General features: G+C 71.3%; 14 protein-coding genes and 1 tRNA gene. 5 read left to right on the top strand and 10 right to left on the bottom strand.

What is annotated here, in order from left to right; translation table 11 throughout:
- Nucleotides 1–22: 22 nt before the first annotated feature.
- From ACIBK9_RS48350 to ACIBK9_RS48340, 3 genes are read left to right on the top strand one after another with little or no spacing between them, the layout of a single operon-like run.
- Nucleotides 23–1,000 (top strand): phosphotriesterase, encoded by a 978-nt coding sequence (locus tag ACIBK9_RS48350; RefSeq protein ID WP_397165943.1) that lies wholly within the window; start codon nucleotides 23–25, stop codon nucleotides 998–1,000.
- Nucleotides 1,001–1,050: 50 nt separating this feature from the next.
- On the top strand, nucleotides 1,051–1,437 hold the full coding sequence (locus ACIBK9_RS48345) for an STAS domain-containing protein (protein WP_358287921.1): 387 nt from the start codon (nucleotides 1,051–1,053) through the stop codon (nucleotides 1,435–1,437).
- Between the two features lie 10 nt (nucleotides 1,438–1,447).
- The gene (locus ACIBK9_RS48340) at nucleotides 1,448–2,341 is read left to right on the top strand and encodes an RNA polymerase sigma factor RpoD/SigA (RefSeq protein ID WP_397165941.1); all 894 of its coding nucleotides are present in this window, start codon (nucleotides 1,448–1,450) and stop codon (nucleotides 2,339–2,341) included.
- Nucleotides 2,342–2,739: 398 nt separating this feature from the next.
- Here ACIBK9_RS48340 and ACIBK9_RS48335 read toward each other — a convergent pair whose 3' ends face one another.
- The 7 genes from ACIBK9_RS48335 to ACIBK9_RS48305 all read right to left on the bottom strand — a co-directional run bounded on the left by ACIBK9_RS48335 (nucleotide 2,740) and on the right by ACIBK9_RS48305 (nucleotide 9,139).
- Nucleotides 2,740–3,792, bottom strand: coding sequence for a hypothetical protein (locus ACIBK9_RS48335; protein ID WP_397165940.1), 1,053 nt, complete (start codon nucleotides 3,790–3,792; stop codon nucleotides 2,740–2,742).
- Nucleotides 3,793–3,979: 187 nt separating this feature from the next.
- Nucleotides 3,980–6,505 (bottom strand): Tex family protein, encoded by a 2,526-nt coding sequence (locus ACIBK9_RS48330; protein WP_397165939.1) that lies wholly within the window; start codon nucleotides 6,503–6,505, stop codon nucleotides 3,980–3,982.
- A gap of 27 nt (nucleotides 6,506–6,532) precedes the next feature.
- The gene (locus ACIBK9_RS48325) at nucleotides 6,533–7,696 is read right to left on the bottom strand and encodes an amidohydrolase (protein WP_397165937.1); all 1,164 of its coding nucleotides are present in this window, start codon (nucleotides 7,694–7,696) and stop codon (nucleotides 6,533–6,535) included.
- A 64-nt stretch (nucleotides 7,697–7,760) separates the two neighbouring features.
- Nucleotides 7,761–7,985, bottom strand: a complete 225-nt coding sequence (locus ACIBK9_RS48320; RefSeq protein WP_397165935.1) for a hypothetical protein — start codon at nucleotides 7,983–7,985, stop codon at nucleotides 7,761–7,763.
- A gap of 10 nt (nucleotides 7,986–7,995) precedes the next feature.
- Entirely contained in the window at nucleotides 7,996–8,430 is a 435-nt protein-coding gene (locus ACIBK9_RS48315; protein ID WP_397165934.1) for an RpiB/LacA/LacB family sugar-phosphate isomerase, read from the bottom strand.
- A gap of 22 nt (nucleotides 8,431–8,452) precedes the next feature.
- Nucleotides 8,453–8,528: transfer RNA gene (locus ACIBK9_RS48310), tRNA-Met, on the bottom strand.
- A 149-nt stretch (nucleotides 8,529–8,677) separates the two neighbouring features.
- On the bottom strand, nucleotides 8,678–9,139 hold the full coding sequence (locus ACIBK9_RS48305) for a MarR family transcriptional regulator (RefSeq protein WP_352351891.1): 462 nt from the start codon (nucleotides 9,137–9,139) through the stop codon (nucleotides 8,678–8,680).
- Between the two features lie 73 nt (nucleotides 9,140–9,212).
- On the opposite strand from ACIBK9_RS48305, the gene ACIBK9_RS48300 reads away from it, so the two are divergent.
- The gene (locus ACIBK9_RS48300; protein ID WP_397165932.1) at nucleotides 9,213–10,619 is read left to right on the top strand and encodes an MFS transporter; all 1,407 of its coding nucleotides are present in this window, start codon (nucleotides 9,213–9,215) and stop codon (nucleotides 10,617–10,619) included.
- Here ACIBK9_RS48300 and ACIBK9_RS48295 read toward each other — a convergent pair.
- Together ACIBK9_RS48295 and ACIBK9_RS48290 are read right to left on the bottom strand one after the other, a co-directional pair.
- Nucleotides 10,597–10,953, bottom strand: coding sequence for a DUF742 domain-containing protein (locus tag ACIBK9_RS48295; protein WP_352328721.1), 357 nt, complete (start codon nucleotides 10,951–10,953; stop codon nucleotides 10,597–10,599). The two genes, ACIBK9_RS48300 and ACIBK9_RS48295, sit on opposite strands and share 23 nt — an antisense overlap.
- A complete protein-coding gene (locus ACIBK9_RS48290) occupies nucleotides 10,946–12,838 on the bottom strand; it encodes a nitrate- and nitrite sensing domain-containing protein (protein WP_397165931.1) in 1,893 nt (630 codons plus the stop codon). The genes ACIBK9_RS48295 and ACIBK9_RS48290 overlap by 8 nt, the downstream gene beginning before the upstream one ends.
- A gap of 160 nt (nucleotides 12,839–12,998) precedes the next feature.
- Between ACIBK9_RS48290 and ACIBK9_RS48285 the strand changes: the two genes are divergently transcribed.
- Nucleotides 12,999–14,558, top strand: coding sequence for an ABC transporter substrate-binding protein (locus tag ACIBK9_RS48285; RefSeq protein WP_397165929.1), 1,560 nt, complete (start codon nucleotides 12,999–13,001; stop codon nucleotides 14,556–14,558).
- On the opposite strand, the gene ACIBK9_RS48280 is transcribed toward ACIBK9_RS48285, so the two are convergent.
- Nucleotides 14,534–14,713 carry a hypothetical protein gene (locus ACIBK9_RS48280; protein WP_397165927.1) on the bottom strand — a complete coding sequence of 60 codons (180 nt, stop codon included), beginning with the start codon at nucleotides 14,711–14,713 and terminating at the stop codon, nucleotides 14,534–14,536. The two genes, ACIBK9_RS48285 and ACIBK9_RS48280, sit on opposite strands and share 25 nt — an antisense overlap.

Genomic DNA, 14,713 nt, shown 5'->3' with positions numbered 1-14,713 from the left:
GACCAGTTGGTATGGAGGTCCCATGCCCACCGTCGAGACCGTCCGGGGCCCGATCGACGTCGAACGGCTCGGCCAGACGCTGATGCACGAGCACGTGTTCGTCGTGGCCGCCGAGCACGTGGACAACTACGGCCAGGGCGCCTGGTGGGACGAGGAGTTCCGGGTCGCCGACGCCATCGCCAAGCTCGGCGCGGTGGCGGCCAAGGGCGTGCGGACGATCGTCGACCCGACGGTCTGGGGCCTCGGCCGCCACATCCCGCGCATCCAGCGGGTGGCCGCCGAGGTGCCCGGACTCAACATCGTCGTCGCCACCGGCCTGTACGCCTTCGAGGAGCTGCCCCACCAGTACGAGCACCGCGGCCCCGGCCTGTTCCTCGACATGCCCGACCCCATGATCGACGACTTCGTCCGCGACCTCACCGAGGGCATCGCCGACACCGGGGTGAAGGCCGCGCTGCTGAAATGCGTGGTGGAGCACAAGGGGCTGACGCCCGGCGTCGAGCGCATCTGCCGGGCCGTCGCGCGGGCCGGCGTGCTGACCGGGGCGCCGATCACCGTGCACACGAACGCCTTCACCCAGAGCGGGCTGCTCGCGCTGGACCTGTTCGCCAAGGAAGGGGTGAACCTGGAGAAAGTGGTCGTCGGGCACGCGGGCGACAGCAACGACCTCGACTACCTGATGCGCCTGGCCGACACCGGCGCGACGCTGGGCATGGACCGGTTCGGTCTCGACGTCTACAACCCGACCGAGCAGCGCGTGGCCACGATCGCGGCCCTGTGCCGGCGCGGATACGCCGACCGCATGGTCCTCAGCCACGACACGGCCTGTTTCATGGACTACTTCGGCGGCGCATGGGACGAGGCCAGAAACACGCTCGCGCCGAACTGGCGCTACGATCACATTCACGATGACGTTCTGGCCGCACTGCTCGGCTCTGGTGTCACCGATGACCAGATCGAACAGATGCTGGTGTTCAACCCGAGACGCTACTTCTCGTAAAGTGGTCGAGAAGTAGACAAGTGGGAAACAACGCGGGTAGGTGGAGCTGGGTGACTTCGGAGCAGGCTTTGTCGATCAGCCTCGGACTCCAGGGCCCCTGCGTCATCGCACGCCTGACCGGGGATTTCGACTTCGGGTCCGCGGCCGAGGTGCGCGACCGGGTCACCAAGGCGCTCGACCTCACCCAGCCGCCGCTCCTGGTCATCGACATGCAGGCCGTCAGCGTCTGCGACTCCTCCGGCCTGTCCGTGCTGGTCTACCTGCACAAGGCCGTCACCGCCTCCGGCGGCAAGCTGCTGCTGTCCGGTCTGAACGGCCGGTGCAAGCACCTGTTCGCGATCACCGCGCTGGACAAGTTCTTCGACATCCGCAGCACGGCCGAGCTGGCCATCGCCGAACTCAACGAAACCGGGAATTCGCCGCCGTTCACCGGGTAGTTGCCGGTGCATGTCGGCCGCAGAGCCCGACCTGCTCGGCATGTACCTGAAGCAGATCGGAAAGAACCCCCTGCTCTCCGCCGCGGACGAAGTCGACCTCGCCCGGCGGATCGAGGCAGGCCTGTACGCGGGCCACCTGATCGAGCGCGGCGCCGCGACCCCGGAGCTCGAAGCCGTCGTCCGCGACGGGCGGCGGGCCAAGGACAAGCTGATCAGGTCCAACCTCCGCCTGGTCGTCGCCGCCGCCAGGCGGTACGCCTTCCGCGGGCTGCCGCTGCTCGACGTCATCCAGGAGGGCAACCTCGGGCTGATCAGGGCCGTGGAGAAGTTCGACTACACCCGCGGGTACAAGTTCTCGACGTACGGGATGTGGTGGATCCGTCAGGCCATCGAACGCGGCATCCACGACAAGAGCCGCACCGTACGGCTGCCCATCCACGTGTCAGAGGACCTGTCGCGGCTGCTCAGGGCCGAGCGGCGGCTCGCCGCCGACCTGGGCCGCGAGCCGACGGACGGCGAGCTCGCCGCATCGGCGGCGCTCACCGCCGGCCAGGTCGCCGCGTTACGCAGGCTCGGGCAGGAGGTGGTCAGCCTGGACCTGCCGGTCGGCGAGTCCGGCGAGAGCCGCATCGCCGACCTGATCGCCGACGAGGACGGGGCCGGGGTGCAGGAGATCGCCGAACGCCGCGCCATGAGCGCCGACGTCCGGGACGTGGTCACGTCGCTGCCGCCGCGCGAGGCGGTCGTCATCAAGCTCCGATACGGCCTCACCGGGCAGAAGGCGGAGAGCTACAGCGAGATCGCGGACCGCCTCGGGCTCACCAGGGAACGCATCAGGCAGTTGGAGAAGCAGGCGCTGAAACGTCTCCGCCAGTACAGCCCCCTCCTGGCCTGGGCCTCATGATCTCTCGCCCGCGCCCCCTGTCACCGCCGCCCTCTCGGCTCGCCTTGTGCCCCGCCGTCCTCTTGGCTCGCCTTTCATCCGCCGTCCCTGGACAGGGGGCGTCGTAGCGCGGTCATCCGGTCGGCCCCGGACAGCGGACGGGGGCCGAGCGCGTGCTCGGCCCCCGTTCTCCTCGGGTCTTGGGTCAGGCGGTGACGAGGAGCGCGACCCCGATCAGCACCGCAACCGGGACGAGCCACATGACGGCCTCGACAGCGAACTCCTTGTACATCGCGCAAGTCTCCCTCGAAACGCCCAAGTGGGGCACCGCTAAACGTCACTGCGCAGCATAGCCGCCCCCACCCCCGACTCGATCCACCCACATCCCGGCCGCCGCCCCCACGCCGCCTAGGAGGAGCTCACAGCTGCCGGCGGGCGATGCGTTTGCCGAGCCCCGCCAGGGACTCGTCGGCCATCAGGGCGGGCAGCCGCGGGGCGTCCACGTCGATCTGGTGCAGGACGGCGGGATGGGCGCCGTTGAAACGGCTCCACGCCCGGACCACCTCCGGCATCGCCGCCACCGCCGTGTCCGACAGGATGGCCTCCCTCGGCAGCCACGACGTCAGGAACTGGCTCACCCGCGCCGGACTCCACCAGAGCGGACGCTCACCCACGAACTCCGCCAACTTCTCGAACGCCTCCCGTGCCCCCGGCACGTCGGGCAGATCGTGGAAGCCGGCCATCGTGCCGTCGGGCGCCTGCCGGACGAGCCCGGGCACGGCCAGGGCCCGCGCGATGGCCAGCGGACGGACGGCGGGCAGCGTGTCGGCCACCTGAGCCCCCATGATCCGGTCGCCCAGCTCGAACGCGTCCAGCACCCGTCCGGCCACCACCCCAGGCTCGGCCGGGCTCAGGCCCAGGTCGTCGAGGAACTTGACCTCCTCGACGACGGCGTCCACCGCGAGGCCGCCGTTGGGCTGGTCGATGCCGACGACGAGGATGTGCGGCTCCTTGCCGTTCGCGTACCTGAAGGACAGGACGGCCAGGGTCTGCTCGCCGTAGGGGTCGGCCTTGCCGTACCAGGCTCCTTCGCAGGTCACCTGCCCCATGCGACGCACCCATCCGGGCAGCCCGAGATCGGCCTCCGCCGTCCCGGCAACCTCCACCCCCAGAACCCGCAACCCTCCTGCCCCGGGCTCCGCCTCCGCTGCCGCCTCCGCGCCCGTCTCGGATTCCGCCTCCGCTTCCGTCTCGGGCTCCGGAGAGGATTCCGCGCCGGGCCATCCGGGCCTGTCGACCGCGGCCAGGGCGGCGAGGGTGAGACGCGACTCAGCGCTGCCGTCCTCGGCCAGCTCGCGCAGGAACGGCCGCACCTCATCGGGCTCCAGAGCGGCGGTGAGCCGGGCCGCCCAGAGCTCGGTGCGCAGCGGCGAGCGCCAGCGAAGCAGGTCGCGGGCTTGGCCGACAGCCATGGAAAACACAGTTGTCCTCACCCTCCGACCGTATCGCCCCCACCGGAAACCCCCCGCCCAGTGAGTGCCTGGGCCGGCTTGGAGGTTGGGCTGGTGCCTGGGCCGGCTTGGAGGTTGGGCTGGTGGCAAGGGGTGTCCCCCTGACAGCGGGCCGGGTGTGAGGCCGGCCCGCCGTCAGGGGGTGAGGTCAGCGGTTGTCGTTGCCGAGTCCTGCCTTGCGGAGGGCTTCGGCCATCGCGCCCATGGGAGCCGGACGGTCCTGGCGGCGCTGCCCGCCGCGCTGACCGTCGCCGCGCCCCTGGCCACGACCGCCGTCGCCACGACCACCCTGGCCGCGACCGCCGTCACGACCGCCACTGCCGCGAGCACCGTCACCCCGGCCACCGTCACCCCGGCCGCCGTCACCCCGGCCGCCGTCGCGGCCGTCGCCGCGAGAGCCGCCGTCGCGGCCGCCCTCGCCACGGCGGGCGGAGCCGTCGCGAGCGCTGCCGTCGCGGCGGGGCTCGTTGCGGGAGCCGTCCGAACGGGCGCCCGACTTGCGGGGCGGGCGGCCCTCCGAGGACGGCTGGGTGACGTCGTCCTCCAGGCGGAGGGTCAGGGAGATGCGCTTGCGCGGGATGTCCACCTCAAGGACCTTGACGCGCACGATGTCGCCCGGCTTGACCACGTCGCGCGGGTCTTTGACGAAGGTGCGGGACATGGCCGACACGTGGACCAGGCCGTCCTGGTGGACGCCGATGTCGACGAACGCGCCGAAGGCGGCCACATTGGTGACCACGCCCTCCAGGATCATCCCCGCCACCAGGTCGGAGATCTTCTCCACGCCCTCCTTGAAGGCCGCCGTCTTGAACGCCGGACGCGGGTCGCGCCCCGGCTTCTCCAGCTCGCGCAGGATGTCGGTGACGGTCGGCAGGCCGAAGGTGTCGTCGGTGAAGTCCTGCGGCCGGATGGTGTGCAGGGCCGAGGTGTTGCCGATCAGCGACTTGAGGTCGGTCTGGACCGAGCTCAGGATGCGCCGGACCACCGGGTAGGCCTCCGGGTGCACGCTGGAGGCGTCGAGCGGGTCGTCGCCGCCCGGGATGCGCAGGAAGCCGGCGCACTGCTCGAACGCCTTGGGCCCGAGCCGCGAGACGTCCTTCAGCGCCGTGCGAGTGCGGAACGGCCCGTTCTCGTCGCGGTGGCGCACGATGCCCTCGGCCAGCGTCGCGCCGATGCCCGACACCCGCGTGAGCAGCGGCGCGGACGCCGTGTTCACGTCGACCCCGACCGCGTTGACGCAGTCTTCGACGACGGCGTCGAGCGAGCGGGAGAGCTTGGACTCGGCCAGGTCGTGCTGGTACTGGCCGACGCCGATCGACTTGGGGTCGATCTTGACCAGCTCGGCGAGCGGGTCCTGCAGCCTGCGCGCGATGGAGACCGCGCCGCGCAGCGACACGTCGAGGTCGGGCAGCTCCTGGGAGGCGTAGGCCGAGGCCGAGTAGACCGAGGCGCCCGCCTCCGACACGACGATCTTGGTGATCGACGGCATGAGCTTGACCAGGTCGCCGGCCAGCTTGTCGGTCTCGCGCGAGGCGGTGCCGTTGCCGATGGCGATGAGCTCGACGCCGTGCTTCTGGGCCAGCGCGCCGAGCACGGCCAGCGACTGGTCCCACTGGCGCTTGGGCTCGTGGGGGTAGATGGTGGCGGTCTCGACGACCTTGCCCGTGGCGTCGACCACGGCCACCTTCACGCCGGTGCGCAGGCCGGGGTCGAGGCCCATGGTCGCGCGGGTGCCGGCCGGGGCGGCCAGCAGCAGGTCGCGCAGGTTGGCGGCGAACACGCGCACCGCTTCGTCCTCGGCGGCCTGCCACAGGCGCATGCGCAGGTCGATGCCGAGATGCACGAGGATGCGGGTGCGCCAGGCCCAGCGCACGGTCTCGGCCAGCCACGTGTCGGCCGGACGCCCCTTGTCGGAGATGCCGAACCGGGCGCCGATGCGCAGCTCGTAGTCGGCGGTCTCGTCGGGCTCCAGCGCGACGTTGAGCACTTCCTCCTTCTCGCCCCTGAACATCGCCAGGATGCGGTGGGAGGGCAGCTTGGTGAACGGCTCGGTGAAGTCGAAGTAGTCGGAGAACTTGGCCCCGGCCTCCTGCTTGCCCTCGCGCACCTTCGACACGAGCCGGCCGCGGCTCCACAGGCGCTCGCGCAGGTCGCCGATGAGGTCGGCGTCTTCGGCGAACCGCTCGATCAGGATCGCCCTGGCCCCTTCGAGGGCCGCGCCGGCGTCGGCCACGCCCTCGGTGACGAACTCCGCGGCGACCGTGGCCGGGTGGAGCGTCGGGTCGCCGAGCAGCTTCTCGGCCAGCGGCTCCAGGCCGAGCTCGCGGGCGATCTGCGCCTTGGTGCGCCGCTTGGGCTTGTAGGGCAGGTAGATGTCTTCGAGCCTGGCCTTGGTCTCGGCCGCCATGATCTGCGCGCGCAGTTCGTCGTCGAGCTTGCCCTGAGACTCGATCGACTCCAGGATCGCCGCCCTGCGCTCGTCGAGCTCGCGGAGGTAGCGCAGCCGTTCTTCGAGCGTGCGGAGCTGCGCGTCGTCGAGGGCGCCGGTGACCTCCTTGCGGTAGCGCGCGATGAACGGCACGGTGGCGCCGCCGTCGAGCAGATCGACCGCCGCCTGCACCTGCCCGTCGCGCACGCCGAGCTCTGCCGCGATCCGCTGGTGAATAGAGAGCACTTGCCTGCCTTTCGATGGTCCCGCCGGTCAATTGTGCAGGACTACGCCGTCTTTCATGACCAGAGTGCGCCGAGGGTGAACGACCACGGCCTCTCCGGGGCCGCTCGCGGGCACCACGACGAGGTCGGCCCGGTCGCCCGGAGCCAGGCCGTAGCCGGGCAGCCCGAGGGCCAGCGCGCCGCCCACGGTCGCGGCCTCCAGGGCGAGCTCGATGTCCTCGTCGCGGCGGAACGCGCTGCGGTAGGCGAGGTGCATCGCGCGCTCCAGCATGTCGCCGGAGCCGTAGGGGCCCCACAGGTCTCGGACGCCGTCGTGGCCGCAGGCGACGGTGACGCCCGCGGCGCGCAGCTTCTTCACCGGCGGCACCGGGTAGCTGTAGACGGCGGCGGTGGCGATGGCCACGCCCGCGTCGACGAAGCCCTGGATCAGGCGATCCTGGGCGGCCTCGCCGAGCTCGCCCAGCGCGTACGCGTGGCTGACCGTGACCCGGCCGCCGAGCCCCAGCGCCTTGGTGCGCTCGATGATCAGCTCCAGCTCCCAGCCGCCCAGCGAGCCGCCGTCGTGGAGGTGGATGTCGATGCGCGCGCCGAACCGGTCGGCCAGGCCGAAGATCAGGTCGAGGTGGCGCACGGGATCGCGGTCGACGCCGGCCGGGTCGAGGCCGCCGATCGCCTCGACGCCGCCTCGGAGCGCCTCGGCCAGCAGGTCGGCGGTGCCGGGGTTGGTGAGCACACCGTGTTGCGGGAAGGCGACCTGCTGCACGTGGACGGGGGAGCGGGCGGCGGCCTCGCGCACGGCCTCCACGCCCCGCAGGCCCACGGACGGGTCGATGTCGGTGTGGGTGCGCACGTGGGTGGTGCCGGACTCGCTCATCCGGGCCAGCAGCGCGGCGGCCCGCTCGGCGCTCGGCACCCCCAGCTCGGCGCGGCGGCCCAGGTCGTTGGCGATGCGGCCGGCCAGCGAGTCGTCGGCCGAGTGGGGGATCCAGGGGCCGCCGTAGAGCGTCTTGTCGAGGTGGCAGTGGGCGTCGACGAGACCGGGCAGGACGAGCTGACCGGACACGTCGAGGACGAGGGCGCCGGGCGCGTCGAGGGACGGGCCCACCCGGTGGATGCGGCCGTCGCGGACGAGCAGGTCGGCGGGGGACGCGAGCCCCCAGGGCCGGCCGCCGCGGATCAGCACGTCGGTCATGCCCAGCACCCTAGAGGGCGGCACCGACGATTTCCGTGCCCCCAGGTGTGAGGGTTGTGGACCGTCAGGCGGGACGGGTGGCGAAGAGCTCGAGGTGGTGGCAGCGAGGGCAGCGGTAGGCGTCTATCTGCCACCTGGGGATGCCCGCCAGCCGGGCCCTGCCGAAGAAGCCTCGTTCCAGCTCCCCTTCGACCCATTGGGCATACCCCTCGGCGCCCGACCCCTGGTCCGTGACGAACCCGGGTTCGAGCCCCTCCGCGCCGCAATGCGTGCACCGTAAGTTGTCCATGCCGCAGAGCCTAGATCTCCGCGAGGTGCGCCACGTTGGCCACGTCGGCCGGATCGGTGCTGGGCCGCCCGCCGAACCAGGCGTCGAGGATCTCGCCGAGCACGACGTCGGAGGTCAGGCGGAGGCTGAGGGCCAGCACGTTGGCGTCGTTCCACCTGCGCGCCCCGTCGGCGGTGTAGGCGTCGGCGCAGAGCGCGGCCCGCACGCCGGGCACCTTGTTGGCCGCGATGGAGGCGCCCGTGCCCGTCCAGCAGCAGACCACCGCCTGGTCGGCCCGGCCCTCCGCGACGTCTCTGGCGGCCAGTTCGCAGGCCCACGCCCAGTCGTCGCGCTCGCCGTCGTCGAGTGCGCCGTGGGTCAGCACCTCGTGACCCCGCCCGCGCAGCTCGGCCACGATGCGCCCGGCCACCCCGTCAGTGCTGTCCGCCGCCACCGAAATCCGCATGGGCCCATCTCTACCAGCAATGTGGTGACGGGTGCGGGGATCGAACCCGCCTGGAGCGGCTTATGAAACCGCCGGGCACACCAGCGCCCCCACCCGCCTGGAACGGGCCGGGGGCCGCCGATCTCAACGGCGGGAGCCCCCGGACGGGTGCGGCATGCGCATTCGCCGGATGACGAGCTGGATGACCAGCCGGATGACCATGGGCACGAGCATGCCGCCCGCGCCCCCGGCCCCGCAACGCGTTTTCTCAGGTGTACCGGGCGCGCATGCGCTCGCAGAAGTCGTCCGACAGCTTGGTCATCAGCCTGGACAGCTCGGCCCGCTCGGTCTCCGGCCAGTCGGACAGCACCTCCTCGAACCACTCGGTGGTGACCCGGCGGCACCTGCTCGCCACCTCGGCCCCCTCCTCGGTGAGCGCGATGCGCCAGGCCCGCCGGTCGTCGGGGTCGCGTACGCGCTCGACCAGCCCGCGCTGCTCAAGGGCCGCGACGTGCCTGGTCACGTGCGGGCTCTCGACCTGCAGCCCCTCGGCGATCATGCCGATCCTGCGGGGCTCGCCCGCGTCGAGCAGGTAGACGATGATCTGCACGTCGGGCCGGTCGAGCCGGATACCGGCCGCCTCGGTGAGCCATTCGTGGGTCTTGGCGCGGTTGAGCGTGACGACCAGCCGCCGGAAGGCCGACACCGTCCTGTTGAGATCTTCGCCCATCTGTTTGCTTACCTAACTTACGTATGTATCATCGGTGCTCGGTTACTTACCTAAGTTATCTAAAGGAGCCGACATGGCGACAGCCGTCGTACCCGCGGCGCGTGAGACGTCGATGCGCAATCCCTGGCCCACGGTGGTCTCCCTGGCGTTCGCGGCCTCCATCGCCGCCCTCCAGAACACCGCGGTGGTCCCGTTGCTTCCCGTGCTGCAGCGGGAGCTGCACGCCTCGCTCTCGGCCGTGAGCTGGACGCTCACCATCAGCCTCCTGGTCGCCGCGGTCTCCACGCCGCTGCTGTCGCGCTTCGGCGACATGTACGGCCGGCGTCCGATGATCCTCGGCGCGCTGGGCCTGCTGGTGGTGGGTTCGGTCATGGCGGCGATGGCCACGTCGCTGACCTGGTTGATCGTCGCCCGGATCCTGCAAGGGGCGGTGTCCGCGCTGGTCCCGTTGTCGATCGGGGTGGTCCGCGACCTGCTGCCCAGGCAGCAGCTGGCGACCGGCATCGGCGTGCTGAGCGCGACGATGGGGTTCGGCAGCGGCGGCGGCATGATCCTGGCCGGGCTGGCCGCCGGTGACTACCACCTGGTGTTCTGGATCACCGGCGGGATCTCGGCGGTGGCCGTCGTGATCCTGGCCTTCCTCGTGCGGGACGTGGCGCCGGCCGGCAAGGGCCGTCCCGACCTCGCCGGGGCCGCGCTGCTGACCGCCTGGCTGGTCGCGCTGCTGCTGGCGATCAGCGAGGGCGGCTCGTGGGGCTGGACGTCGGCCGGCGTGCTCGGCCTGTTCGCCGCGGCCGCCGTGCTGGCCGTGGTGTGGGTGCTGGTCGAGCGCAGGGTGGCCGAGCCGCTGGTCGAGATGTCGATGCTGGTGCACAGGGGCACGATCGGCGCGACGGTCTCCTCGATGCTGCTCGGGTTCTCGTTCTTCACGATGCTGACCGGCATGTCGCAGTTCGCCCAGGTTCCGAAGGCGACCGGCTTCGGCTTCGGCGCCTCCACCCTCCAGGTCGGGCTGTTCCTGCTGCCGAGCACCCTGTTCATGCTGGTCATCTCGCTGTTCGCGGGGCGGATCATGCGCCGGTTCGCCGCCTCGTTCATGGTGGCGACGGGCGCGGGCGTGACCGGGCTCGCGGGGGTGTGGCTGGCGTTCGAGCACGGCAGCCCGGCCACCCTGTACGTGGCCTCGTCCCTCATGGGCATCGGCCTCGGCATCGGCTACGCCGCACTGGGCACGATGGCCGTCGAGCACGTCGAGCCGTCCAGGACCGCGCTGGCCGCGGGCGTCAACGCGCTGGTGCGCATCGTCGGGGGCAGCGTGGCGGGCGCGGCCATCGCCGCGATCCTGGCCGCGCGCCCCGGCGTCCTGGGCTTCCAGTGGGTGTTCGGCACCGCCGCGGCGGCCGGGCTGGTCGCGGCGGTGTTCGCCACCGTCTACGGAATGCTGAACAGCCGGGCCGTCACAGCGCCTTCAGCCCACTGATCACTTCCAGCAGCACCTTGGCGTCCGGCGCGGGGGGCGGCAGCTCGACCTGGACGAGCTGCCGCGCGTGCAGGTCGCCGACCAGCACCCGGACCACGCCGATGGGCAGGTTCAGCTCGGCGGCCACGTCCACCAGCCGGGTCGGCTTGGTGCACTTCTGCATGATGATCAGGTGCTCGGGCCCGAGCCCCACCGGAGGCGTCAGCCCGCCGGCGGTGACGATGACCGCGATGAGGTCGATGGCCTCGCTCGCGGGCACCGTACGGCCCCTGGTCAGCAGGTAGGCCGGGACGATCGGACCGGCGTCCTCGTCCAGCCAGCGCTCGTCACTCACTTGGCACCACCCGCATCACAGGACGGGCGGGCTCCTTCACGTCGGCCTCCGGTTCCGGATCGGCGACGTGCTCAGCCGGGATCAACACGATCGCGGTGGTCCCTCCATATGGTGAACCGCGTAGCGTCACGCGGATGTCGTGCCTGGCGGCCAGGCGCGAGACGACGAAAAGCCCCAGCTTGTCGCTGTCGGCCAGGTCGAACTCGGGTGGGCTGGCCAGCCGCTCGTTGAGTTCGGCCAGCTCCTGGGCGCTCAGCCCGAGCCCGCGGTCCTCGACCTCGAAGGCGAAGCCGCGGGCGGTCTCCTCGCCGCGCACGATGACCTGCGTGTGCGGCGGCGAGTAGACGGTCGCGTTCTCGATGAGCTCGGCGACCAGGTGGATCACGTCGCCGACCACCGGCCCGGCCAGGCGCTGGCCGGACATCGGCTCGACGGTGACCCGGCGGTAGTCCTCCACCTCGGCCGTCGCGCCGCGGGCCACGTCGAGCAGCGGCACCGGCTTGCTCCAGCCGCGGCCCGGGGTGGCGCCCGACAGGATGATCAGGCCCTCGGCGTGACGGCGCATGCGCGTGGTCAGGTGGTCGAGGCGGAACAGGTCGTCCAGGGCCTCGGGGTCGGTGGCGCGGTGCTGCATGTCCTCCAGCTGGATGCGCTGGCGGTGCAGCAGAGCCTGCGAACGCCTGGCGAGGTTGCGGAAGACGTGCCCGACGCCCTCGCTGAGCTGCGCCTGGCCGATCGCGGCCTCGACGGCGGTCTGCTGGACGGTGGAGAAGGCCTGGCCGACGTCGCCGATCTCGACCGTGCTGGTGGCCACCGACAACTCCGGCATCTCCACCCTCTCGCCCTTGCGCAGCTTGGCCACCACGTGCGGCAGCCGCTCCTGGGCCACCTCCAGCGCGGCCAGCCGGAGCGCGCCCAGCTCCTTCGACAGCCGGTTGCCCATCCGGATCGAGAACACGATCGACACGATGACCAGCAGGAAACACGTCCCGGCCAGGATGAACGCCCGCGACAGCACCTGGTCGGCCACGGGGTCGGCGCGCGCGTTGAGCAGCGTGCTGGCCCGCATGAGCGACTCCGCGTACGTCTTGGAGATCGACTCGGTGGTGCTCAGCCAGCCGCGCGGCGGCACGGCGCCGGCGATGATCCGGTCCTCCATCAGCCGCATGCGCTGGTAGACGGGGGAGGTGACGAGGGAGACCTGGGTGTCGCGCAGGCTCGGGTCCAGCTCGCCGAGGCCCTGGTCGATGAGGAAGCGCCGGTTGCCGACGATCTGGGTGAACTGCCGGCGTTCCGAGGGCGTGACCGGGCCGAGCGCGATGGCCTGCTCCCTGGTCAGCAGCTCCTTGGCGTAGCCCAGCTCGATGATCACGCGGGACTGCTCGTAGATCGGGATGTCGTCGATGAGCGCGACGCGCCGGTGCAGGCCGTAGAGGGAGTCGATCACGGTGTTGTACGCCTCGCCGGCGAGCAGACGGTCGGACAGGCCGTCGTCGATCTCACCCCGGATCGCGTCGAGCCTGCCGAGCTGCGTGTACACCGCGTCCACCTGCGTACGGATCTCTTCCGATCGGTCCTTGGAGTTGCTGGAGAGCTTTCTGAACTCGTCCCTGGCGGCGTCGGTGCGGGTGCGCTGGTCGGCCACGTCCTTCTGGGAGGCGGCCCGGCGCAGCAGCTTGGCCGAGGAGAGACGCTCGTGCTGGAGCTCGCTGATCAACTTGTACGCCGGATGGCGGAGGTTCGTCCAGAGTGTCTTGTACTGACGCAGCTCCAGGCTCTCGCCGGCGGTGACGGCGGTGATCACGCCCCACAACACGACCATGGAGGTCAGAGGCACGAGTAGTAGTCCGATGATCTTCATGCGGATCGTCCGGCTACGACCCATGGCACCTCACTCCGGTCGGTCCCCTGCTGGCAACCCCGGACGGGACAAGCCCAGAGGATAGCAATTCGATCACCCAATTGCCCAATTTTTCGGGACTTTTGGACATGTGTCCGTGATCTTGCAGTAGGTTTCCCCCAAATCGGTTACAGAGGGAGATGCGTTGCGCCGTCGTCTCGCAGCGGCCGCCGCGCTGGCGCTTCTGTCGGCCTGTTCTGGGCCCACGGAGGTCCCCCGGCCCCCCGCCGCCGAGTCGGTCTTCGTGTACGCGCAGAACCTGGACGTCATCTCCGACTGGGACCCCGCGAGCTCCTACTCCAACGAGCTCATCGCCTTCCAGAACGTCTACGAGACCCTGACCCTCTGGAACCCCTTCACCAAGAAGTCGGCCCCCCGCCTGGCCACCTCCTGGCGCTCGACGCCCGACGGCCGCACCTGGACGTTCACGCTGCGCCAGGGCGCGACCTTCCACACCGGCCGGCCGGTGGACGCCGCGGCGGTCAAGGCGTCGATCGAGCGCACGATGAAGACCGGCGCGGGCGCGTCCTACATCTGGGACGCCGTCTCCTCCGTCAAGGCCGAGGACCCGAACACGGTCACCTTCGCCCTGAAGTACGCCGTGCCGCTCGACCTGGTGGCCTCCTCCGGGTACGCGGCCTACATCTACGACACGCAGGCGGCGCCCGACCTGCGCTCATGGCTCGGCGCGGGCAGAGACGCCGGGTCGGGGCCGTACACGGTGGCGGCCTGGCATCCGGGCCAGGAGGAGGAGCTGACGCTCAAGGCGTACCCCAAGTACTGGGGCGGATGGGACAAGCCGCACTACAGCACGGTCAAGTACCGCGTCGTGCCCGACCCCGACCGCGCGTGGCGGATGCTGGCCCGCGGCGAGGTGAGCTTCGTGGACCGGCTCAGCCCCCGGCTGTTCGCCAGGGCCGCGGTCACGCCCGGGGTGCGCACCAGCGAGCGGGACTCCTACCAGACGGCCATGCTGCTGTTCAACACCGCGAGCGGCCCGATGAAGGACGTGCGGGTGCGCCGCGCGGTGCAGCAGGCCGTCGACTACCGCGGCCTGGTCAGGGCGCTCAGGGGCGCGGTCGCACCGGCCAGCGGCATCGTCCCTGAGGGACTGACCGGCCACGTCGCCGGCCGCGCGCCCCGGCAGGACCTGGCGGGCGCGGCGGCCCTGCTGGGCCGCGCCGGGTACGGACCCGCGGGCCGGCCGCTGCGGCTGCGGCTCACCTACGCGCAGGGCGACCACGACCAGCGGCTGCTGGCCACCAGCCTGGCGGCGGAGCTGAAGCCGCTGAACGTCACGCTCGACGCCCGCGCCATGCCCTGGAACGCCCAGTGGCAGCAGGGCAGGAAACGCGGCCAGGACATCTTCGTCATGTACTGGTGGCCCGACTACGCCGACGGCTACTCGTGGTTCGGCAACGTCTTCCGCGGCGGCGAGCCGCCGGTGTTCAACCTGGCCTACCTGCGCGACAGGACCCTGGACGAGCTGCTCGAAGGGCTGCCCGAGCTGAGCGTGACCGACAAGGAGGCCGCGCAGGCGGCGTACGAGCAGGCCACCGGACGCGTGCTCGACGTGCGGGCCGCCGCGGCGCTGCCCTGGGTGGTGCGGTACCAGCGGGCCTACCTGGGCGGCGTCCAGGGGTACGACGACAACCCGGCCTACCCCGACGTGGTCTTCGCCTACGAGCTGCGCCCGTCCGGCTGAGCCGCCTCCGACGCCGCCTCGACGCGCGCACGCAGCCGCGTCCTGATCTCCTCGGGCGTGTACGCCCGCCGCCTGCGTTCGGCGCGCGCGATCACCACCCCCGTGGCCGCGACCCCCGCGATTCCCGCCAGACCGAGCATCTTCCACCAGCGCAT

The organism is Nonomuraea sp. NPDC050227 (genome assembly GCF_044459705.1).
Classification (GTDB): domain Bacteria; phylum Actinomycetota; class Actinomycetes; order Streptosporangiales; family Streptosporangiaceae; genus Nonomuraea.
Note: the sequence above shows the minus strand (reverse complement) of the source record. Positions and strands in the feature narration are given on the sequence as shown.

Bases quoted from the DNA above. Each gene is read 5' to 3' on its own strand.
- ACIBK9_RS48305 (WP_352351891.1), bottom strand. From the start codon at position 9,139: ATGGGCGAAGATCTCAACAGGACGGTGTCGGCCTTCCGGCGGCTGGTC.
- ACIBK9_RS48350 (WP_397165943.1), top strand. From the start codon at position 23: ATGCCCACCGTCGAGACCGTCCGGGGCCCGATCGACGTCGAACGGCTC.
- ACIBK9_RS48340 (WP_397165941.1), top strand. From the start codon at position 1,448: ATGTCGGCCGCAGAGCCCGACCTGCTCGGCATGTACCTGAAGCAGATC.
- ACIBK9_RS48335 (WP_397165940.1), bottom strand. From the start codon at position 3,792: ATGGCTGTCGGCCAAGCCCGCGACCTGCTTCGCTGGCGCTCGCCGCTG.
- ACIBK9_RS48280 (WP_397165927.1), bottom strand. From the start codon at position 14,713: ATGCGCTGGTGGAAGATGCTCGGTCTGGCGGGAATCGCGGGGGTCGCG.
- ACIBK9_RS48315 (WP_397165934.1), bottom strand. From the start codon at position 8,430: ATGCGGATTTCGGTGGCGGCGGACAGCACTGACGGGGTGGCCGGGCGC.
- ACIBK9_RS48325 (WP_397165937.1), bottom strand. From the start codon at position 7,696: ATGACCGACGTGCTGATCCGCGGCGGCCGGCCCTGGGGGCTCGCGTCC.
- ACIBK9_RS48290 (WP_397165931.1), bottom strand. From the start codon at position 12,838: ATGGGTCGTAGCCGGACGATCCGCATGAAGATCATCGGACTACTACTC.
- ACIBK9_RS48320 (WP_397165935.1), bottom strand. From the start codon at position 7,985: ATGGACAACTTACGGTGCACGCATTGCGGCGCGGAGGGGCTCGAACCC.
- ACIBK9_RS48300 (WP_397165932.1), top strand. From the start codon at position 9,213: ATGGCGACAGCCGTCGTACCCGCGGCGCGTGAGACGTCGATGCGCAAT.